We start from the raw sequence: 23,526 nt of genomic DNA on the forward strand, positions 1-23,526 counted from the left end.
AGGCCACGAAAATATCACCTGTACAAAAAAGGTCACGCATATTCATAAATCCATTTCAAAATGTGAAATATGTAGTTTTCTTTTTACATCCCTCAACTACGATATAGCCAAATACCCTGATTTATTATTGCCTATTATTTTTGTAAAGGTTAATGAAACCTTCACGACATCACAGTTCCATTCCCTTCAAATAACCAATAAGCAGCTGCGCGCACCCCCATTTTTTTCTTAATAGACAAATTAACTGATACGTTTTATTTTAATTAAGAATTTATATGCGCAAGTCTGCATTATTGATACTGCTATTGAGCAGTATTACATCTTTTTCACAAAATTGTGATAACACCCTTTCCGGTACAGTAACAGACCTTCATGATGGGTCTATCCTTGTAGGCGCAACACTTATTGTTGCAGGTTCTGAACAAGCTGTGGTTACAAGCCTCGATGGAAAATTTATAATTCGAAATCTCTGCAATGATACTTATAATATACAGGTTTCACATCCCTACTGCCTAACAAAAGTGTTTACCGTTAAGGTATCTGGCAACATGGTCAAAAACTTTAAACTGGAGCATCATTTGGAAGAATTGAACCAAGTTACCGTGGAGGGAAAAGCTTACGGTAATAAGACGAAAACAATACAGGAAAACACAATCTCAAAAGATGAATTGGAACGTTATAGCAGTGGCACACTCGGTGACGCGTTAAATAGCTTGAGCGGTGTATCTTCCCTCAACACAGGAAATACAGTTGTAAAACCTTTGATTAATGGACTTCACAGTAGTCGTGTTGTCATCATCAACAACGGCGTTAGGATGGAAGATCAAGAATGGGGAGCAGAGCACGCCCCAAATGTAGATATCAATTCCGTAGGAAACCTAACGTTGATTAAAGGAGCAGGAGCATTACAATATAGTGGAGACGCTGTGGGAGGTGTAATAGTTGTCGAAGCTTCAAAAGTTCCCGTTAAAGATAGTATTTACGGTAAGACTTTCCTAACGGGAGCAAGCAACGGTCGTGGTGCTTCCCTGACTTCTCAATTGACCAAAAGCTATCAAAACGGATGGCACGCAACGTTGCAGGGAACATTAAAACGCTTTGGTGATTTTGAGGCACCTGACTATGCGCTGAGTAACACGGGAACTTTTGAGCGCAACCTGTCTTTGAAGGTAGGTTTAAATCAATTTGATTATGGCGTCGAGGCGTATTATTCACTTTTTAAAAATGAAATTGGCATTTTAAGGGCATCTCATTTGGGTGGTATTCAAGACTTAGTTATGGCATTAAATAGTGACAGACCTTTAATAATAAATGACTTTACCTACGATATCGCTGCACCAAAACAAGATGTCACACACCATTTAGTACGAATAAAAGGTTTTAAGAGGTTCGACGGTTTCGGAAAAGTGAGCCTACAATATGATTTTCAGCGTAATAACCGTTTGGAATTTGATATCAGGCGTGGTGCAGATAAGGACAAGGCTTCATTGGATTTACAATTGGATACACACACATTGATGCTCGATTTAGATTCACGCTTAACCGATGCAGTAGACCTAAAAACCGGTTTAATGGTAAGATATCAAAACAACTTTGCTGACCCCAATACGGGAGTGCGCAGGTTGATACCCGATTATGACAAATATGATTTTGGGATATATGCCATAGCGGATTATAACTTAAACGACAAGTTTCTTTTAGAAGCAGGTGGACGTTTTGATTTCACATATATGGACGTTTTCAAATTTTACCGAACATCCTTTTGGGAATCCCGTAATTACGGAGAACTCTTCCCTGAAATTGTTGTCGAAGAATTGGAAAATCAGATTTTGACCAATCCACAACTTAATTTTTACAACGCTTCGGCAACGCTGGGTGCCACGTACTCTTTTAGCGATGAATATAAGCTATTTTTTAACTATTCACTGGCATCTCGTCCACCAAACCCTTCTGAACTTTTTAGTGAGGGCTTACATCAATCTGCCTCTCGTATTGAGTTGGGCGATTTAAGTTTCAATTCAGAAATCGGAAATAAAATCGCATTGACCTTTCAGCGTGAAAATGAAAAGTTCAGTTTTTCAATAAGTCCTTTTATAAATATCATCAAAGACTTTATCATTATAGAACCTGTAGAAATCCAACAAACCATACGAGGTAGCTTTCAAGTTTGGGAATACAGACAGACAGATGCCCAACTTTTGGGAGTAGATTTTGATGCCTCATACGCCTTTGCCCAAAACCTTCGGTTAAACCACCAATTTTCTCTCGTAAAGGGATACGACAGTAAAAGGGATGAGCCCTTGATAAACATGCCGCCTATAAACACAAAGAACGAAATTGTATATCAAAACCCAAACTCTAAGAATATAAGGCTGGCACTACAAAGCGAGTATGTATTTCGTCAAAACGAATTTCCAGATAACAATTTTGAAGTGTTCCTACCAGTCACCCAAACGATGGAAGTTGTAGACGTGAGCACGCCACCTGATGCATTTCATTTAATCAATTTTAATTCCAGTATTGATTTTAAGGTTACGGAAAAATCAACACTCACGATAGGCTTTGGCATTACAAACCTATTTAATACGCCTTATAGAAATTACCTGAACCGCCTGCGCTTTTACGCAGACGATTTGGGCAGGAACTTTTTATTAAATCTCAAACTCAATTATTAATTTTTTAAATCAAAAACATATGAAAAACGTAAAATTTTTAGCCACTGCAATTTTTGCAACCGTTTTGTTCGTATCGTGTTCAAATGACGATGATGCGCCAAAACCAGTAAATGAAGAAGAACCACTAACCACTTTCACGGTAACACTTGAACCGGATGGAGGTGGTACACCCATTACTTTACAGACTCGCGATTTGGATGACGATGGCCCAGAGCCACCAGTCGTTACCGTTTCGGGCAACCTAAGTGCTGGAGTTACCTACAATGGTTCTATTGTAATTCTTAACGAAACTGTGAGTCCTCCTGAAAACATTACTGATGAAATAGAACTAGAAGACGTAGACCATCAGTTTTTCTATACTTCTGCTGGCGGTCTCGAAGTGACAACGGAGTATGGCAATTTTGACGTCAACGGTAATCCGTTAGGTACAGAATTCACGCTTACGGCTGGGGCAGCAAGTTCAGGGGTATTGACCTTTACATTGCGACATCTGCCTACTAAACCAAATACGGGGCTTGATGATGCAGGTGGCAATACAGACATTGCAGCACCCTTTAATGTAACAATCGAGTAAATCTGAATTAAGTCGCACTTTTCCTTACCACAAAATGAATTCCCTCTGTGGTTTTGCCATAGAGGGCATTTTAAATTAGACTTTTTTGAAAAACCAAAACTAAATTATTTTATATTTATTTAAAGATGTTAAAAACTGTACAAATAATAGCTGTTATACAAGGGGTCTTTATACTGCTTGTTTTATTTCATAAACGTAGTAAATATAAGACACCAACATTCTGGTTATTTGTTGGAAGTATTATTTCTATTCTTTTATTCATAATTGGTGATGACAGCAATAATCTTTTTCAAGAAGGAGCAGACTGGCTTCTTTCTGATAGTACTTTGTTCATTACTTTTTTATTTCTATTCTTTAAGTATTACAAAACGGAAAAAACACATTTCAACAAAAAAGATTTATGGTTTTTTTTACCAAATATTCTTTACTTTATTATGGAATCTATAGAACTAAATGAGGGTGAAGAAACCATGTTTGTTGAAGTTGCTGAAGAATTAATAGATTTTGCATTTTTGGGTTATTTAGTCTACATCATTTTTGATTTGTTTAAGAATAAATCAAAGTATTGGATTTTATACCTCACAATACCAATAGTGCTGCTAATGGGATTTAATTACTTTAATGAAGTGGCCGAGTTGGCTGAATTTAAACCAATAGCCGTATCAGAAAGTGTGCAATACCAAAGTTATCTTCTCCTCGTATATGCTTTTCTTTTTTATAGTATGACCTATTATTTAATTATTTGGCCTAAAGAATTATTACCAATATCCAAACCAACTGAATACAAAGGTTCAAAATTAAATAAAGAACAAGTTAAAAACTACAAAACAGCGTTGTTGGATGTTATGCAACGTAAAGCATTGTATAAAGACCCGAAATTGTCTATTCACAAATTATCTCAAGAATTAAACATTCCAAGACAATATATTTCTGAAGTCCTAAATATACATTTTGGTAAGAGTTTTCAAGATTTTGTAAATGAATATAGGGTTGAAGCGTTTGTAAAAAACCTAAAAAATGACCAAAGTGGTCAATTCACCCTTTTTGGTCTCGCAAATGAGGTGGGTTTCAACTCAAAATCAACATTTAATGCTACTTTCAAAAAAATCAAGGGCTTAACACCTTCTCAATTTAAAAAATCACTGACTCAAAGATTGTAAATATGTCCAAACTACTTATTCTGGACTAACACAATGTATTTTACCAAAAAAAGCGACGTTCATTAGGGAAACATTACTAACCCTGTTTAATGAAGGTTTCTTTTTTTATGATATCCATTCTATTTTGTTTTTCACAACTGAAAGCACAAATTAATCAACAATCACCACAATTCCGAAATATAGAAAGAATCGGCGATGTTGTTTTGGTTGCACTACCTATTGCTGCACTTGGCACTTCCCTTATGATAATAAAAATATATCTATTAATGAGTTCTACAATGACGACGTAATCAAAAAAATTAATAAAGTAATCAATAGTAAAAATTTAATTTTTAAATAGTATGAATCATAATAAAATAAAAAAATGTATTGAGGCTTGTAGCAATCATTACTGTCAAACATATAGCAAAAACCAATTAGGTTGTTTTAGTTATCGTAGCTTAGCTAAGCCATCGTACATCAAACCTTTTTTATCACTTTTTTTTATGCTAATCAGTAGCATAATAATTGCTCAAGAAGAATACACTATACGAGGAACTATTAGCGACAAAGCAAATGGTGAAACCGTATTTGGTATAGCGGTATATCTTAAAGGTACAACAATAGGAACCACAACAAACGAGTATGGTTTTTACTCTATAACAGCTCCAAAAGGAGAATATACTTTGGTTACTTCGTCTCTGGGATATAAAGAGGTACAAGAAAAAATATCGCTTGTTAAAGATATAAGATTAAGCATTGAAATTACAGAAGACTTAAATACCTTAGACGAAGTTGTTATTACAACAACAGAAGACTCAAAAAAACTAAACATTAGAAAACCTCAAATGGGAGTTACTACTTTAAGCGCATCAACAATAAAAATAGCGCCGGCTGTAATGGGCGAAGTAGATCTTATAAAAACCATTCAGCTTTTGCCTGGAGTTACAAATAATGGAGAAGGTTCTGCCGGGTTTAATGTAAGAGGCGGAGCAGTAGATCAAAACTTGGTGCTTTTAGACGAAGCTATTATTTACAATACATCTCACTTTTTTGGACTATTCTCTGTTTTTAATAACGATGCAATTAAAAATGTAAAACTATACAAAGGTGATATACCCGCAAAATTTGGAGGGAGAACAGCTTCTGTATTAGATGTAAGACAAAAAGATGGAAACAATAAAAGGCTCGAACTCAATGGAGGTATCGGGCTAATTTCAAGTAGGCTCGCTGTTGAGGCTCCATTGTTTAAAAAGAAAGGCTCTTTTCTATTAGCAGGAAGAACAACTTATGCACAACTCTTTTCGGGTTTATTAGACGATTTAAGAAATAGTAATATTAGTTTTTACGATGTAAACCTAAAAACCAATTATGAAATTAATGAAAACAATAAGATATATCTATCAAGTTATTTTGGGCGAGATGTTTTTAATATTGTAAATCTAATAGATAGTAATTACGGAAACAACTCTGCAAATCTTAGGTGGAATCATGTTTTCAATGATAAGTTGTTTTCTAACCTATCGCTTATATATAGTAAATATGACTATCAGATAATACTGGACTTTGATCAATTAGATTGGATATCTGACATAACAAATTATAACCTAAAATACGATTTTGGATATTATGCAAGCGATAAACTAAAAATAGATTTTGGAGCAAGTGGCATCTCATATAATCTCAATCCCGGAGAAATTACACCATCTACCCCAACCTCTCCAATTAATCCATTAATATTAGACCAAAAAAGGGCTTTTGAAGGAGGGCTTTACATGAGTGCAGAACATAAAATTACAGACAAACTTACTGCAAGATATGGTTTGCGCTATAGCACATTTAACCGCTTAGGAGGGCAATCTATTACAAATTATGCTAATAATCAACCTGTAATTTACAATCAAGGGTTGGGTATTTACCAAGAAGGAGAAGCCATAGGAGAAACGGCTTACTCAAAAGGACAGACTATTGAAAAATTTGGAAATTTAGAACCGAGATTAGGCTTATCCTATGTATTAACAGACAACTCGTCCATAAAGGGAAGTTACACTCGCTCAGCACAATATATGCATTTACTGTCTAATACAGTTTCAGTGACTCCTTTAGACGTTTGGACAACTAGCGGAACATATGTAAAACCGCAATTATCTAACCAATATGCTTTTGGTTACTATAAAAAATTTAATAATAACGCATATTCACTTGAAGCAGAAACCTATTATAAAACTACCCAAAACCGTATTGATTATATTGATGGGGCAAGCTTAATAGGAAACAATAATATCGAAACCGAAATTTTAAATGGCGAGGCGAGAGCCTATGGACTGGAATTAATGTTTAGAAAAAACAAAGGTCGCTATACAGGGTGGGTTTCATATACTTTAGCTAAATCCGAGCAGCGTTCTTTTGGAGGAAATGCAGGAGGTCCTGGAATTAATAATGGCAATTGGTACAATACACCTTTTGATCGTACACACGATATTTCTATTACAGGAGTCTATAAATTAACCGATAAATGGTCATTTAGTGCGAATGCAATTTACCAAACCGGTCGTCCTGTAACCTATCCTGTTGGGCAATTTGAATATGAAGGATCCTCTATTGTAATTTTTAATGAAAGAAATGCCGACAGATTACCTGCCTATCATAGATTAGACATTTCAGCGACCTATAAACCCAACCGCAAACCCAATAAACAGTGGAAAGGTGAGTGGGTATTTAGTATTTATAATCTTTACAATAGGCAAAATGCAGCCTCCATATCATTTAACCAAGACTATAATACTGGAGTAAACGAGGCCTTGAGAACTACAATATTTGGTATTATTCCTTCCGTAACCTATAACTTTAAATTTTAAAAATCATGATGTATTTAAAAAAGATACTTAAAATAGAAAATAAGATTAAAATTGTAAGCCTCATGGGATTAAGTGTCATTATTTTTTCTTGTACAGAAGCTATAGACCTAGCTGTGCCAACTGAATCTCCACGATTAGTTATTGAGGCATCTTTAGATTGGAAAAAAGGAACTTTAGGAAATAATCAGACCATAAAGCTAAGTCTTTCAACACCTTATTACGATACAGCACCAAACCCTGTAAGTGGAGCATCGGTAATAGTTGAAAATGCTTCAAATGGAGACGTTTTTATCTTTAATGATCAACAAGATGGTAGTTATACAACTACAAACTTTGTGCCTATAATTAACAACACATACAATTTAGAGGTAATTTACAACAGCGAAACATATACTGCTCAAGAAACGTTAATCTCTGTTTCTGAAATAAATAGAATTGAACAATCTCGTGAAGGTGGTTCAGATGAAGAAGAGCTGGACCTAACCATCTATTTTGACGATCTGGCAAATGAAGTGAATTTTTATTACATTACCTTTTTAGAAGGAGAAGATCGGCTTCCCACAAGAGAAATAATGTCTGATGAGTTTACAAATGGTAATGAAATGTCTCTTTTATATGAAGAAGATGAGGCAGATGCAGAAGATGAGATTTTACCAGGAGATGAAGTAGATATTAATTTATTTGGTATATCCGAAGAATATTACGATTTTTTGAATAGATTAATTGAGCAAGGCGATAATGCAGGAGATCCCTTTGCAACCTTGCCAACAAGGCTAAGAGGTAATTATATAAATCTAGAAAACCCAGAAAATTACGCTTTTGGGTATTTTAGGGTTACAGAATCTGTAAACGAAGTTTATACTTTCGAGTAGGTGTTTTAGCCGAATTTAAAAAGTACATTCTTCTAAAGAATTATCCAGAATATCCTGCATCCATCAGAAGCATCTATTTGCTATAAGGTTCTAACAAACTTATTTCTATAATACTAGAAACAGAAGCAGCAAAAACTTTAAAAATATTTAAAGAATTAGATACAGAAGTGCTTTTAAATGAAGTTGTAAAAGTGGTTTCAAAGAAAATAAATTGACAGCTTTTCAATTCAAAAAAGTAACAGGAATGACACCCACACAGTTTAAGAGCAGCATAGTTAAAAACAGGAGATCATTGGATGAGATTTAATTAAAGTACGTTAAAAACGAAGGGTTGTTTTAAAATGTTACTTGTGATGTTGGTATTTTAGTATTTGCTTAAATAATAAATTATAGTAACTTTGTCTTATGGAAAATAATTCTTGTATAAGACAACAGGCGGATATTAAACAGATAAACCGTTGTAAAGAAACAGTTTCAAAACTAAACGAAACATTTGATTATTTAGCAAATGGACTTGCTATGGTGGGAAATGATGTCAGGTTAAAAATTCTCTATTTACTCTTTGAAGAAAAAAGACTTTGCGTTTGCGACTTAAGCGATATTCTCGAAATGAATATTTCTGCTATTTCCCAACATTTGAGAAAAATGAAGGATAGAAATTTATTGGAAACCGATAGAGAAGCCCAAACCATTTTTTATTCACTAACAGAGGAATACGAAAAAATACTCAATCCATTCTTTGAAATACTTGACAAGAACAAAATCTTAGAAACGATATGAAAAGTGAAAACAAATTAATTGGTACAGGCTTGCTTACTGCAATTACAGCTTCTTTATGTTGTATTACACCCGTTTTAGCTCTAATTGCAGGAACAAACGGAATTGCCTCAACATTTTCTTGGATTGAGCCTTTTAGACCTTATCTAATCGGGCTAACAATTTTAGTGCTCGGCTTTGCTTGGTATCAAAAACTAAAACCTCAAAAGGAAATCGACTGTGAATGCGATACGGACGAGAAACCAAAATTCATACAGTCAAAAACCTTTTTGGCAATTGTAACTGTATTTGCAATTATAATGCTGGCATTTCCATATTATTCATCCATTTTTTATCCAGATAATAAAAAAGAAGTAGTCATTGTAAACCAATCAAATATTCAAACTGTAAACTTTAATGTTCAAGGAATGACTTGTGCTGGCTGTGAAGAAAGCATAAAACACGCTGTAAATGAATTGGACGGTATTATAAATGTAACCCCTTCGTATGAAAAGGGAAGTGCCATGGTAGAGTTTGATAGGTCTAAAACCTCTAAAGTAGCTATTGAAAAGGCAATTAATTCAACAGGATATAAAGTTATAAAAGATAAATAAACGCAAAATCACCCATTATGAAAAAACTATCAATAGTGCCTATTTTGGCTTTAATGCTGTTTTCTTTTCAGGCTAAATCACAAAGCAAGGAGGTTACAAATCAAGTTGTGGAAGTAGCTTCAAAGAAACACAATGCAACCACGGTGAAATTTAAAATTACAGGCATTACTTGTGCTGGTTGTTCTAATGCTATTTATAATGCATTAAAGGAAGTAGATGGTGTTTTGGAGCATTCGGTTGAATATCCAGGAGATATTGCTGTTATTGAGTTTGATGGTTCAAAAACAACGGTAAAGGCATTAAAAACTATAATAGAACAAAAAGGATTCAAAGCCGAGGTAATATAAGGGAAGGTATAATTTTTAATATGTAAACAGTACCAATTTCAATGAAAAATACAGCTAAAATGAAAAGCCAAATGCCTCAAAACACAGAAACAATTTCATTGGAAATAGAAGGTATGACCTGTGAAGGTTGTGCAACACATATCGAAAAGGATATGAACGCAACTGAAGGTGTTTTAAGTTCCACAGTTAACCACGGAACCGGAAAGGGCGAATTTACTATTGATGTTGATAAGATGAGTAAGGCAAATGTAATAGATGCAGTAAACAGCGTTGGTGATTATTCGGTCATAAATAATGTCGACGAGGAAGAGGTTTCAGCTGTAAATTCCAAAAGCAAAAATCAATACGATTTAATAGTTATTGGTGGTGGTTCTGCGGCATTTTCAGCAGCGATTAAGGCTGAAGGTTTAGGACTCACAACGCTAATGGTAAATGCAGGATTGGATTTTGGTGGCACTTGCGTGAACGTGGGTTGTGTGCCGTCTAAAAATCTTATTAGAGCTGCCGAAACGGTACGTCACGCTACGCATTCCAATTTTAAGGGTATAAAACCTAAAGGTGCAGAGATTGATTTTGCACAAATCATAAAAGATAAAAAAGCATTGGTTGCTTCACTTCAGCAACAAAAATATCTGGATGTGGTCAGTGATTTTGAAAACTTAACCATGCTAAAAGGATGGGCAGAGTTTGTGGATAATAACACAATACTTGTAGATAGAAAAGACACCTACACAGCAACCAACATTATAATAGCAACAGGAGCAACTACCAATATCCCAAATATTGAAGGACTGAATGAGGTTGATTATTTAACCAATGTGTCCTTATTCGATTTAGAAGAGAAACCCAAAAGTCTGACCATTATGGGAGCTGGTTATATCGGTTTGGAAATTGCGATGGCATATAATCGTTTAGGTGTAAAAGTGCGTATCATTGAATTTACCGATAGGCCGTTACGCAGTCAAACAAAAGATATTACAGATGTTTTGGTAGAACAAATGAAAAGTGAAGGGATTGAGGTTTTACCAAATTTTAGAGCTTTTAAATTTGAAAAGGATGGAGACAATACAATTATACATTGTAAATGCCCTGACGGTTCCACAACACAAATCATCGAAAAAGGACATATTGTGGTGGCTACAGGGACGAAGCCAAACACCTCTAAATTAGGACTTGAAAATATTGATATTAATTTAACAGAAAGAGGCCATATTATAGTCAACGAGAAAATGGAAACCAACATTTCCAATATTTTTGCGTCAGGAGATGTCACCAATACACCAGCATTTGTATATACAGCAGCAACCGAAGGCAATGCAGCAGTTAATAATGCATTTTCATTATCAAAAACCAGTATTGATTATTCATCATTGCCTTGGGTAGTATTTACAGACCCTCAAATCGCGGGAGCAGGTATAGATGAAATAGAAGCAGAAAAAAAGGAAATTCCTTTTGAAGTCAGTAAACTTGATTTAATTCACGTTCCAAGAGCATTGGCAGCTCAAGATGCCAGAGGGTTTATAAAACTGATACGTAACTTAGAAACCGATAAATTGATTGGCGCAAGAGTAGTTGCACCAGAAGGCGGAGAACTGATACAACAATTAAGTATGGCTATTAAATTTGGAATCACTATAAGTGATTTAGCTGAAAGTTTTTATCCATATTTGACATTAGGTGAAGGAATTAAATTAGCCGCTATCACTTTTGGAAAAGATGTTTCAAAGTTGAGTTGTTGTGCGAGTTAACCTTAATCATATTTGCAACACAGTTGCATCATAATATTTTTATCTTTGTAACTTGAAATATTTCGCATTCATATTATCAATTTACTTTTTGGCACTAAATGTAGTGCCTTGTAGTGATACTGGAAACATTACTGATGATTCCCAAGTTGTTACAATGGTTGATTTTGATGGCGACCACGACCAAGACTGCGAACTTTGCTCGCCGTTTTGCCAGTGCCATTGTTGCCACGTTCATACCATAAATTTTGGACTTGCGGTGTTTAAGCCCCTGCAACCACTAATTTCGCAAGATAACTTTAACCATTTTGATAGTGTAGGTAAGGATATTTCCCTTTCCCTTTTACAGCCACCACAGGTTTAATTCAGTTTTAAAGGATAACTATGTCCTGTTCTGATGTATCCCAATTTGGATATATCAAGGTCGTGCGTTGCATTGTACTCTAAGTGTTCAACGCGAATGTAAACTGAATTAATACCCTTTTCATTCTATGATTAACAAAATCATTGATTTTTCAATCAATAACAAATTTATAATTGGTCTGCTAACCTTGGCACTCATCGGTGCAGGTATCTATAGTATGACTCAAGTTCCTATTGACGCCGTACCAGATATTACTAATAATCAGGTGCAAGTCATCACACAATCGCCCAATCTGGGTACAGAGGATATCGAGCAATTCGTTACCTATCCAATAGAAGTTGCTATGAGCAATCTGCCCAATGTAAAGGAAATCCGCTCGATTTCACGATTTGGACTTTCCGTGGTTACGGTGGTATTTGATGATGATATGGGAACGTATCTACCACGTCAGCTTGTTTCCGAAAAACTGACTGAAGTTCGTGAGCAGATACCCGAAGAACTAGGGCAACCGTCTATGGGACCTATTTCAACAGGCTTGGGCGAAGTATATCAATATACCCTGAAAGTTGAACCTGAGTTTCAGGATAAATATTCTTTGTCCGATTTACGTACGATGCAAGACTGGATTGTTCAAAGACAAATGGCAATGGTTCCAGGGGTTGTTGAAATCAATGCCATTGGCGGAAAAATAAAACAGTATGAGGTAGCCGTAGACCCCAATGAGCTAAAGGCTATCGGTCTTGCCATTACTGATGTTTTTGAAGCCTTGGAAGCCAACAATAAAAATACAGGTGGTGCTTATATCGAAAAAAATCACCAAGCCAACTTTATCCGTGGCGAAGGTTTGGTACGCAACCTTGATGACATTAAAAAAATCATTATCAAAAATGAAAATGGTATACCAATAACCGTAAGTGATGTTGCCGATGTACGTTTTGGTTCTGCCGTACGCTATGGAGCATTGACACAGGATGGTGAAGGTGAAGTCGTTGGTGGATTGGTAATGATGCTTAAAGGTGCAAACTCAAATGAGGTCATTGTCCGAGTGAAGGAAAGAATGACCGAAATACAGAAATCTTTACCTGAAGGGGTTGTCATTCAACCTTTATTGGATAGAAGTAAGCTTATAAACGAAACTACTGGTACAGTGCGCAACAATCTACTGGAAGGTGCACTCATCGTAATTTTTGTTTTGGTTTTTTTGCTAGGTAACTGGCGTGGTGGATTGATTGTAGCTTCTACTATACCGCTATCCTTATTATTCGCTTTTATACTTATGAATGTTTTTAACGTCTGGGCAAACCTAATGAGTTTAGGGGCAATCGACTTCGGAATCATTGTCGATGGCGCGGTTATCATTGTGGAAGCAAGCGTATTTCTTATGGGTAGTTATATATTTAAAAAGAAAGCTTTAAAAAAGGAAGACCGAGACGTAATCGCTGCCGATGCATCCAAAAAGATGATGAATGCTGCTTTTTTCGGCCAGTTGATAATCCTAATTGTATTCCTTCCCATTTTAGCATTGGAAGGTGTAGAAGGAAAGATGTTCCAGCCAATGGCATTAACATTCATATTTGCGATGATGGGGGCAATGATTCTGTGTCTAACCTATGTGCCTATGATGTCAGCCTTATTTTTAAAACCACCCAAAACGGAAAAAAAATCTTGGGGCGACCGTTTTGTGCAATGGGTACAACATAAGTATGAACCCCTTTTAATGCGAGCCTTGAAAAAAGGAAAGTGGGTTGTGGGTATTGCAGTTGCCATATTCGCTGTAGCCGTATTTGTATTTTCTAAAATGGGCGGCGAGTTTATCCCACAATTGGATGAGGGTGATATTGCCTTCCACGCCATCCTTAAACCCGGTAGTTCGCTCAGCGAAACCATTGAGACAACTACTAAAGTAGAACGCATTGTAAAGGCTGAATTTCCTGAAGTGGAAAAAATTGTGAGTCGTATCGGTGTGGCTGAAGTACCAACTGACCCGATGCCGATGGACTTTGCAGATGTATTCGTTATACTGAAACCACAGGACGAATGGGTGTCAGCTGATTCAAAGGATGAACTTATAGATAAGATGAAGGAAGTGGTAAGCATTATCCCAGGTGTCAATTATGAGTTTACCCAACCTATTGAAATGAGGTTTAATGAACTTTTGGAAGGCATACGCGAGGATGTTGCTATTAAAATATATGGTGAGGATATTGATGTACTTGCTGCCAAAGCGGATGAGATTACCAAAATCATAGCTGGCACTAATGGTATAGGCGATATGAGGGCGGAAGCTACTTCGGGATTACCTCAAATGACCATAAAGTACAATCGCGATAAACTAGCGCAATACGGTGTGAGCATTGACCAACTCAATATGATAGTCCAATCTGCTTTTGCAGGGGGTTATGCGGGTGTCATCTTTGAGGGCGAAAAGCGTTTCGATTTGGTCGTTAGACTCGATGAGCAGAACCGTACAGATATCAACGACATCAGAAATCTATACATCAATTTACCAAACGGTTCACAAATTCCACTTCAAGAATTGGCAAATATCGAATACACACCAGGACCGATGCAGATAAGCCGGGATAATACCAATCGTAGAACCTATGTGGGTGTAAATGTCCGTGGACGGGATGTAGAATCATTAGTCAATGAGATAAAGGATAAACTGGATGCAAATCTTGATTTACCACCAGGGTATTTTATACGCTATGGAGGTGCATTCGAGAATCTAGAAAGGGCAAGTGACCGATTGCAGACCGTTGTTCCTATTGCATTATTGCTAATATTCATCCTGATTTACTTTGCATTAAAATCTTTTCCACAAACCTTGATGATTTATTTGGCTATACCGATGGCTACTATCGGTGGTGTTTTTGCCCTATGGCTTAGGGATATGCCATTTAGCATTTCCGCGGGTGTCGGCTTTATCGTATTATTCGGTGTTGCTGTACTGAATGGTTTGGTGATGATTAGTGGACTGAACGAGTTGAAAGAGGAAGGTGTTACCGATCTCAAAGAACGTATTGTAGAGGGAACAAAAAGAAGAGTACGGCCTATTATGCTCACGGCCTTTACCGATATACTTGGTTTTTTGCCTATGGCCGTTTCTGCATCTGCAGGAGCTGAAGTACAGCGACCATTGGCGACTGTTGTTATAGGTGGATTAATTACTTCAACATTATTGACCCTTTTTATCCTTCCAATTTTTTATCAATGGGTAGAAAAGCGTTCTGAACGTAAGACGAAGCTCAATCCTAAATTCGTAACCGCAACAGCGATGTTGTGCTTACTACTTACTTCGGCTTTCGCCAATGCGCAACAAGTTCAAGATAGTGATGCAATACCTGCTATCTCGTTTAAACAAGCAGTGGAAATTGCAAAGAAAAATTATCCGCTATTGAAAACAAAACAGTTGGAAATTCAAAAACAGAACGCCCTTAAAGGCACAGCGTATGACTTAGGGAACACCCAAGTTTTTACAGGCGGTGAGGAAGTAAACGATGGTCAAGGTATTTACACTTTAGTGGGTGTAGGTCAGCAGAATATCAATCTATTTGGTATTGGTGCAAAGAAGCGTTTACAGCAAAAGCGAATTGCATTGGCAGAAACTGCGCTCAACCTTTCTGGACTGCAAGTGGAACAGGAAGTGAAAAAGGCGTGGTCTCAAGCGTACCAACAAAGACAGAAATTTATACTCTACCGTGAACTGGATTCTATCTATTCACAGTTTGAAAAAGCAATCGAACTCAATTATAAGGTAGAGGCTATTTCAAGATTGGAATATTCATCTGCAACCAATCAGGCGTTGCAAATCAATAATAAACTGCAACAGGCCGAGAGCGACTATGCCATTGCGCTGCAAAAGCTTAACCTTTGGTTGGTTTCCGATACTTTTTACACCGTTCCCGACACACTGGACGAAAGTGAAGTTGCTGTATTGGGAATATCCGCAAGTATAAAGAATCATCCCGAACTGGAACTTTCACAAAAGCGAATCGACGAAGCCGAAGCTGGCTATAAAGCTGCTCGTTCTGATTTGTTACCAAATCTAAATCTTCAAGGCGGATTACAACAAGTAAATGGAAGCAACGGGTTTTACACTTATCAAGCAGGAATATCTGTTCCCCTATTCTCTGGAACAAAACGAAGTCAAGCCAAGGCCGCTAAAATAGACAGTGAAATTGCCAAGACTAATGCGGACTTTGTAAAACGCCAATTGCAATCAGAATATCGACAAGCCGTACAAGCCTATCAAAAGTGGAAAGTATCTTGGCAATTTTATAAAGATAAAGCGTTGCCACTTGCCGGAGAGCAAAGACGGGGCGCGTTATTAGCTTATAGAGAAGGTGCAGTTGATTACGCAGCTTTCACTCAAATCATAAGGGACGCCATACAGACCGAAATGGATGCGCTGGCCGCTCTCGACAATTACCTAAAATCAGTTTTTGAACTACAATATTTCAAACAATAATGAAAAATCTATCTAAATACACAATTATAGGACTACTGACAATGCTTTTAGGCTTTGCCTCTTGTGGCGATTCGAAAAGTAGTGCCGCAGAAAATAAAGAGACAGATTCTGAAATGAAAGAAGAGCATTCCGAAGGTGAGGCCGAGGAAGTGCTATTGACAGAAAAGCAGTTTAATGCATTACAAATACAAATCGATACCTTACCAATGCGAAATATGAGTGGGTACGTGAAAGCCAATGGTCAGTTGGAAGTCCCACCACAAAACGAAGCTACTATAACTACGGTGGTTGGTGCTAATGTAGTTTCCATTGAGGTTATCGAAGGCGATAAGGTCAATAAAGGGCAAACAGTTGCCTATCTATCACACCCCAATATCATTCAAAAACAGACGGATTACCTCAACGCCTATAGTAATAGCCAGTTTCTCAATAAGGAATATGAACGGCAAAAAACCCTGTACGAAGCAGGTGTTGGCAGCGGTGCAAATTTTCAAAAGGCAGAAGCCGAATATCAAGCATCCCGAAGTATGGCTAACGGATTGGAAGCTCAACTAAAACAGCTGAGCATTAGTGCCTCAGGCGTAAGAAACGGAACAATTTATCAGCGGGTAGCACTTAGAAGTCCTATTGAAGGCTTTGTACAAAAGGTAGAAATTAAAACAGGCCAATATGTAGAACCCCAGACCGACCTAATGGAAATTGTAGATACGCATCACGTGCACGCAGATTTAATGGTTTTTGAAAAGGACGTATATAAGGTTAAGGAAGGGCAGAAAATCACTTTCAATGTTCAATCCATTCCTGGCAAGGAACTTACCGCAGAAATCTATTCCGTAGGAAAGACTTTTGAACAGAATCCAAAAGCAATACATGTACACGCTGAAATTGAAAATAAGGAAGGGAACCTGATTCCCGGAATGTATATCCAGGGACGCATTCAAACTGACAACACTAAAACATTGGCAATGCCCGAGAGTGCCATAGCTGCTGATGGCAACAGGTTCTTTGTGTTTTCAGCTGAAAAGGAAGGTGATAATTGGGCTTTTATGCCTTATGAAGTTATAAAGAGTACTCAAGATGGAGAATGGATTGCCATTGACTTTCTAACAGAACAAAAATCAAATGTAGAATACGCATTTAACAATGCTTACTATTTAATGGCAGAAATGAAAAAAGGTGAATCTGAAGAACACGGACATTGATAAATAAGACTAAATAATGAAAGAAATAGAACAAAGACTTACGGAAAATGGCGTTCGCCCAACGGCAATGCGTATTTTGATTTATAAATATATGGCTGAAAGCGAAGTTGCCATTGCCCTCACGGATATTGAGAACGCTTTTGCGAAAGCAGATAGAACAACGTTATTCAGAACCCTAAAAACTTTTGAACAGAAAGGTGTAGTGCACCAAATAGATGATGGTACGGGCGTTCAAAAATATGCGCTCTGTGAAACAGGATGCAATTGTGAACTCGAACAGGATTTGCATTTACATTTTCATTGCAATAATTGTAATGAGACCGTTTGTCTTACCGAACATAAAATTCCAAATATTAATTTGCCAGAAGGCTATGTGGCTGAAGATGCCAATTTAGTGTTAAAGGGAATTTGCGAGAAATGCAGTACTTAATAAATGCACTTCCGTTGCACTACAATTTTTAATTATTTGCACAGATTATGAAAAAGAAAAAAATAAATTTACGCGACTTAAAACCTAAAGAACACCAAGACAAACACAGTTACGATAGCGGTCATAACCATCATAGTCCTGATGCAATATTCAATTTTAGAACGTACTTACCCTCTATTTTTAGTCTTGTAATGCTGATTGCTGGAATTGCGATTGATTATTTTGATGTCTTTCCACGTTTTTCTGGTTGGATTTGTATTCTTTGGTATGTTATAGCCTATATCCCTGTTGGATTTCCTGTAGTGAAAGAAGGGTGGGAAAGTATAAAAAAAGGTGATTTCTTCACAGAGTTCTTTTTAATGTCTATTGCTACTATTGGCGCATTTGTAATTGGTGAATATCCCGAAGGCGTAGCTGTAATGTTATTTTATGCAGTTGGTGAACTATTCCAAAATGCTGCAGTTAAAAGAGCAAAGGGTAATATCAAAGCCTTGTTAGATGTTCGCCCAAAAGAAGCTAATGTTTTCCGTGATGGTGATTACACTAGTGTGTCGCCAGAAGATGTAAATATTGGAGAAAAGATTCAAATTCGGGTAGGAGAGAAAATTCCGTTGGATGGGTTACTATTATCTGAAAAAGCATCATTAAATACTGCAGCCTTAACGGGAGAAAGCAAACCGGATTCTATTTTAAAAGAAGCCAAAGTATATGCAGGTAGTATCAATTTAGAAAGTGTCATTGAAGTTGAAGTAACTAATAAGTTTGAAGATAGTTCTATAGCCAGAATATTGGATTTGGTTCAAAACGCTACGGCACGTAAATCCAAAACGGAATTATTCATTAGGCAGTTTGCTCGTATATATACACCAATAGTTGTGTTTTTGGCTATTGGAGTTACTTTCCTACCTTACTTTTTCGTTGATGATTATGTGTTTAGAGATTGGCTTTACAGAGCCTTAATATTCTTGGTGATTTCTTGTCCTTGCGCATTGGTGATTTCTATTCCATTGGGTTATTTCGGTGGATTAGGCGCAGCTTCAAAGAACGGTATTTTATTTAAAGGTGCTTCGTTTTTAGATGCGATGACCAAAATAAATACCTTGGTGATGGACAAAACAGGAACAGTTACCAAAGGTGTTTTCAAAATCAAGGAAATTAAAGCTATAGGTTGGGAAGAATCTGAATTTATGAAATACCTAATGGCTCTGGAGGAACAATCCACGCATCCTATTGCAAAAGCCATTATGGAGTATAAAGAAAATGGTGAAGACTTTGAAGCAAAGGAAGTCTCTGAAATTGCAGGTAAAGGCTTAAAAGGTGTTGTAAATGGTAGAGCTATTTTAGTAGGAAATAAAGCATTAATGATAGCGAATGCTATAGATGTTCCAACTGAAACCGAATCTATTGTAGAATCTATTGTATTAGTAGCAATAGATAATAAGTTCGCTGGTTATGTGGTGATAGCAGACGAATTAAAAGAAGATGCCAAAGAAACGATTTCAGCATTACACAAAGTAGGTATTAAAAATATTATAATGCTTTCAGGTGATAAAGATTCCATAACACAACAAATTGCAAAAGAATTAAATGTTGAAAAAGCAAAAGGCGGCCTATTACCAGAGGATAAATTAAATGAGGTTGAAATTTTGAAGAAAAATCCAGAAAATAAAGTGGCCTTTATCGGCGATGGAATCAATGACGCACCTGTTTTAGCCGCAAGTAACGTGGGGATTGCGATGGGTGGTTTGGGAAGTGATGTGGCTATTGAAACTGCAGACGTAATCATTCAAACCGACCAACCGTCAAAAGTAGTTAGAGCTATAAAAATAAGTCGTTCTACTCGAAAAATTGTATGGCAGAATATCATATTGGCTTTTGGAGTTAAATTGGTTGTCTTGATTTTAGGGGCAGGTGGTTTAGCAACAATGTGGGAAGCTGTTTTTGCAGACGTTGGAGTGGCATTATTGGCAATTTTGAATGCTGTTAGGTTACAGCGAATGAGTTGGAACTAAAGTCTCATAATGAGAAACCAAAGCATCTATTAGTACTGAAACTAAACTTATCATTTTTTAAGGGATTGACTAAATAACAACCTCTTTTTAAAATGTAACGAATTCAGCAAATTCTACAAATCATTCAGCATATAACGTAATACATTACACTCTTTTAATCCTGAAATTTGTAACATACAAATAAGAATGGGTTTATGGAGGCATTCAGTATATTTGAAACCGAAAATAAGAATCATAAAAAGGGTGTGAAAGAATCATTTCCTGTTACGGGAATGACCTGCGCCTCTTGTGCAGCAAGTGTCGAATCTGTATTAAAACACACAGAAGGTGTGTTTGATGCAAGCGTCAATTTCGCAAACAGTTCTGTTCTGGTAGAGTATGACGAGGGGTTGAACCCTAATCAACTTCAAAACGCACTTCGTGAGGTGGGTTATGATATTATAATAGATGCCGAAGACCCTTCGGAAGTACAACAAGAACTTCAGCAAAAGCATTATCAGGATATAAAAAACCGTACTATCTGGTCGGCGATACTTACGCTACCCATTTTTGTACTGGGAATGTTCTATATGCAATGGGAACCAGGCAAATGGATTTCTTTGGTATTGGCCTTTCCCATTCTTTTTTGGTTTGGGCGTAGCTTTTTCATCAATGCCTTCAAGCAGGCCAAACACGGTAAAGCAAATATGGACACCTTGGTGGCTTTGAGTACCGGAATCGCCTTCCTCTTTAGTGTGTTCAACACCTTTTTTCCTGAATTTTGGTTAAGTCGTGGCATCGAGCCTCACGTATATTACGAAGCGGCTACTGTGATTATTACATTTATTTCCTTGGGGAAACTATTGGAGGAAAAGGCAAAATCAAATACCTCTTCGGCTATCAAAAAACTAATGGGTCTTCAACCTAAAACCCTTAAAATCATTGAGAATGGGGAAGAAAGGGAAACCCCTATTTCATCCGTACAGGTGGGTCAGACCATTTTGGTACGTCCCGGAGAAAAGATTCCTGTGGATGGCAAAGTTTCAAAAGGTAGCTCGTATGTAGATGAAAGTATGATTACGGGAGAACCCGTTCCAGTTCAGAAATCCCAAGGGGAAAAGGTCTTCGCTGGTACGGTGAATCAAAAAGGAAGTTTTCAATTTACCGCTAAAAAAGTAGGTGGAGAAACCCTGCTTTCCCAAATCATTAAAATGGTTCAGCAAGCACAAGGGAGTAAGGCACCCGTTCAAAAACTGGTCGATAAGATTGCCGGTATTTTTGTTCCTGTGGTATTGGGTATTTCCATTATAACATTTATCGTCTGGATGTCAGTAGGTGGCGACAATGCCTTTTCACAAGCTTTATTGACCTCTGTAGCCGTGTTGGTTATCGCTTGTCCCTGTGCCTTGGGCTTGGCAACGCCTACCGCCATAATGGTGGGTATTGGCAAGGGAGCGGAAAACAATATTTTGATAAAGGATGCCGAAAGTTTAGAGCTTGGCCATAAAGTGAATGCAGTAATCCTTGATAAAACAGGGACAATTACAGAAGGAAAACCATTGGTAACCGACATACTCTGGAACGATAAGCTTGAAAATCAAAATGAATACAAGGAAATTCTCTTGGCTATTGAAGGGCAATCAGAGCATCCTTTGGCAGAAGCGGTCGTTAATCATTTGAAAGAAGAAAATATTGAACAAGCAGAAATCTCTTCTTTCGAAAGCATTACAGGAAAAGGTGTAAAGGCACAATCAGAGAATGATTCAAAATATTATGTGGGCAACCATAAACTAATTGTCGAAAAGAATATTCAAATCGACGCTACTTTAATGCAAACAGCAGAAAGTCTCGAAGAAAGAGCAAAAACAGTCATATTCTTTGGTAACGAAAATCAAGTGCTCGCGATACTGGCCATTGCAGACAAGATTAAAGAAACTTCGAAAAAAGCTATAGCTATGCTTCAAGAAAGGGGCATCGAGGTCTATATGCTCACGGGAGATAACAATAAAACCGCATCAGCTGTTGCAAAACAAGTAGGAATAACAAATTACCGAGGCGAAGTAATGCCTTCCGACAAAGCATCTTTTGTTGAAAAATTACAGGCAGACGGAAAGATAGTCGCAATGGTTGGTGATGGCATCAACGATTCGCACGCTTTGGCGCAGGCCAATGTGAGTATTGCAATGGGCAAAGGTTCGGATATAGCAATGGATGTAGCAAAAATGACCTTGATAACATCAGATTTGCAGTCTATTCCAAAAGCACTGAAACTATCCCGGAAAACCGTTCTTGGGATTAGGCAAAACCTGTTTTGGGCATTCATTTACAACATCATTGGTATTCCAATTGCAGCAGGAGTTCTTTATACTGTAAACGGGTTTTTATTAGACCCGATGATTGCAGGTGCAGCAATGGCATTCAGTAGTGTATCTGTAGTTGCAAATAGCTTAAGACTTAAACGAGTAAAACTTTAATAATAAAAAAAATCAATACAATGAAAACTTTAAAATTTAAAACAAATATCAATTGTGGTGGGTGTGTATCAAAAGTAACCCCTTTTTTAAACACACAAGAAGGTTTAGAAAGTTGGGAAGTAGATACTGCCAATCCTAATAAAATCCTAACTATCGAAAGCGATGGTGCAACCGAAGAAGATGTAAAGGCGACTTTGCAAAAAGTGGGATTTAAAGCAGAATCAATAGATTAACTAATTTTCTTTAAAATCTGGCAAGCTTTAAAAAAGAAGGTTCTTTCAAAGTAAGTTTAAATAAATAATTTATGAAAGTAGTTGAAAAAAGTAAATTCTATAAAGTCAAGTTATTGTGGTATCGAATTCGTCATGGATTATTTTTATTTACTTTGAGAAATGCATTGTTACGAATTGGAATTGATATAGAACCTTATTATTGGTTCAAGGAAGTGAAGAACGGTTGTGACGAACCGAAAATACCAGATAGCTTCAAGGACTATGAAATGGTTTATCTTGAATTAGAAGATGTTTTGATCATGGATAACAACATGGGGTTGAATTCCAATCAATTGAAACTTGATATGAAAAGGGGGCAATTGTGCATCGGGCTCAAACGAGAGAATGAGATTGCCACTCTATTATTTGTTGAACTGGAGGATTTTGTATTTAAAAAGAGGACTTTTACACTTAAAGATAATGAAGGTTATTTGTTAAATGTTTATACCTTTCAGGCTTATCGAGGAAAAAATTTAGCACCTTTTTTAAGACATCATTGTTATAAACTATTAGAAGAACATGGAATAAATCATCTTTATAGTATAATCACATATTTTAATTCATCTTCTTTAAAAGTTAACAAGAAATTGAACGCAAAAAAACTGAACCTTTATTTGTACATAGGACTATTCAAAAAGCGACATTGGAACTATCTTTTAAAGGATTATTCGAAATAGATTTTAACATCTTTTTTCATCCTAAAACCTCATTCTAACAGAAGGATAAATTTAGACATAACTAT

At 36.7% G+C, this 23,526-nt stretch carries 17 protein-coding genes; all 17 read left to right on the forward strand.

Translation table 11 applies throughout. The features are described 5' to 3' along the window. Window positions 1-275 precede the first annotated feature (275 nt). Window positions 276-2,675, forward strand: coding sequence for a TonB-dependent receptor (locus H526_RS0123235; RefSeq protein ID WP_025740700.1), 2,400 nt, complete (start codon window positions 276-278; stop codon window positions 2,673-2,675). Between the two features lie 64 nt (window positions 2,676-2,739). Continuing rightward, window positions 2,740-3,249 carry a type 1 periplasmic binding fold superfamily protein gene (locus tag H526_RS0123240; protein WP_342667697.1) on the forward strand — a complete coding sequence of 170 codons (510 nt, stop codon included), beginning with the start codon at window positions 2,740-2,742 and terminating at the stop codon, window positions 3,247-3,249. A 434-nt stretch (window positions 3,250-3,683) separates the two neighbouring features. Further along, on the forward strand, window positions 3,684-4,409 hold the full coding sequence (locus tag H526_RS0123245; RefSeq protein ID WP_245591229.1) for a helix-turn-helix domain-containing protein: 726 nt from the start codon (window positions 3,684-3,686) through the stop codon (window positions 4,407-4,409). Window positions 4,410-4,894: 485 nt separating this feature from the next. After that, the gene (locus H526_RS0123255; RefSeq protein ID WP_025740694.1) at window positions 4,895-7,246 is read left to right on the forward strand and encodes a TonB-dependent receptor; all 2,352 of its coding nucleotides are present in this window, start codon (window positions 4,895-4,897) and stop codon (window positions 7,244-7,246) included. A gap of 5 nt (window positions 7,247-7,251) precedes the next feature. Further along, window positions 7,252-8,118 carry a DUF4249 family protein gene (locus H526_RS0123260; protein ID WP_241448710.1) on the forward strand — a complete coding sequence of 289 codons (867 nt, stop codon included), beginning with the start codon at window positions 7,252-7,254 and terminating at the stop codon, window positions 8,116-8,118. A gap of 405 nt (window positions 8,119-8,523) precedes the next feature. Continuing rightward, window positions 8,524-8,898, forward strand: coding sequence for an ArsR/SmtB family transcription factor (locus H526_RS0123270; RefSeq protein WP_025740692.1), 375 nt, complete (start codon window positions 8,524-8,526; stop codon window positions 8,896-8,898). Next, window positions 8,895-9,488, forward strand: a complete 594-nt coding sequence (gene merTP / locus H526_RS0123275; protein ID WP_025740690.1) for a mercuric transport protein MerTP — start codon at window positions 8,895-8,897, stop codon at window positions 9,486-9,488. The genes H526_RS0123270 and merTP overlap by 4 nt, the downstream gene beginning before the upstream one ends. A gap of 17 nt (window positions 9,489-9,505) precedes the next feature. Then, window positions 9,506-9,835 carry a heavy-metal-associated domain-containing protein gene (locus H526_RS0123280; RefSeq protein WP_025740688.1) on the forward strand — a complete coding sequence of 110 codons (330 nt, stop codon included), beginning with the start codon at window positions 9,506-9,508 and terminating at the stop codon, window positions 9,833-9,835. Window positions 9,836-9,894: 59 nt separating this feature from the next. Beyond that, the gene (gene merA / locus H526_RS0123285; RefSeq protein WP_027395177.1) at window positions 9,895-11,583 is read left to right on the forward strand and encodes a mercury(II) reductase; all 1,689 of its coding nucleotides are present in this window, start codon (window positions 9,895-9,897) and stop codon (window positions 11,581-11,583) included. Window positions 11,584-11,635: 52 nt separating this feature from the next. Then, window positions 11,636-11,944, forward strand: a complete 309-nt coding sequence (locus H526_RS32580; RefSeq protein ID WP_081415677.1) for a DUF6660 family protein — start codon at window positions 11,636-11,638, stop codon at window positions 11,942-11,944. Between the two features lie 127 nt (window positions 11,945-12,071). After that, window positions 12,072-16,415, forward strand: coding sequence for a CusA/CzcA family heavy metal efflux RND transporter (locus H526_RS0123290; protein WP_025740685.1), 4,344 nt, complete (start codon window positions 12,072-12,074; stop codon window positions 16,413-16,415). Beyond that, window positions 16,415-17,617 carry an efflux RND transporter periplasmic adaptor subunit gene (locus H526_RS0123295; protein ID WP_025740683.1) on the forward strand — a complete coding sequence of 401 codons (1,203 nt, stop codon included), beginning with the start codon at window positions 16,415-16,417 and terminating at the stop codon, window positions 17,615-17,617. The genes H526_RS0123290 and H526_RS0123295 overlap by 1 nt, the downstream gene beginning before the upstream one ends. A gap of 16 nt (window positions 17,618-17,633) precedes the next feature. After that, a complete protein-coding gene (locus H526_RS0123300; protein WP_025740682.1) occupies window positions 17,634-18,047 on the forward strand; it encodes a Fur family transcriptional regulator in 414 nt (137 codons plus the stop codon). Between the two features lie 47 nt (window positions 18,048-18,094). Continuing rightward, window positions 18,095-20,059 carry a heavy metal translocating P-type ATPase gene (locus tag H526_RS0123305; protein WP_025740681.1) on the forward strand — a complete coding sequence of 655 codons (1,965 nt, stop codon included), beginning with the start codon at window positions 18,095-18,097 and terminating at the stop codon, window positions 20,057-20,059. 194 nt (window positions 20,060-20,253) lie between these two features. Continuing rightward, window positions 20,254-22,512, forward strand: coding sequence for a heavy metal translocating P-type ATPase (locus H526_RS0123310; RefSeq protein ID WP_025740679.1), 2,259 nt, complete (start codon window positions 20,254-20,256; stop codon window positions 22,510-22,512). 20 nt (window positions 22,513-22,532) lie between these two features. Then, a complete protein-coding gene (locus H526_RS0123315; protein ID WP_025740677.1) occupies window positions 22,533-22,745 on the forward strand; it encodes a heavy-metal-associated domain-containing protein in 213 nt (70 codons plus the stop codon). 71 nt (window positions 22,746-22,816) lie between these two features. Beyond that, on the forward strand, window positions 22,817-23,461 hold the full coding sequence (locus H526_RS0123320; RefSeq protein WP_025740675.1) for a hypothetical protein: 645 nt from the start codon (window positions 22,817-22,819) through the stop codon (window positions 23,459-23,461). Window positions 23,462-23,526 lie beyond the last annotated feature (65 nt).

It is taken from the genome of Aquimarina latercula DSM 2041 (assembly GCF_000430645.1).
Lineage (GTDB): Bacteria > Bacteroidota > Bacteroidia > Flavobacteriales > Flavobacteriaceae > Aquimarina > Aquimarina latercula.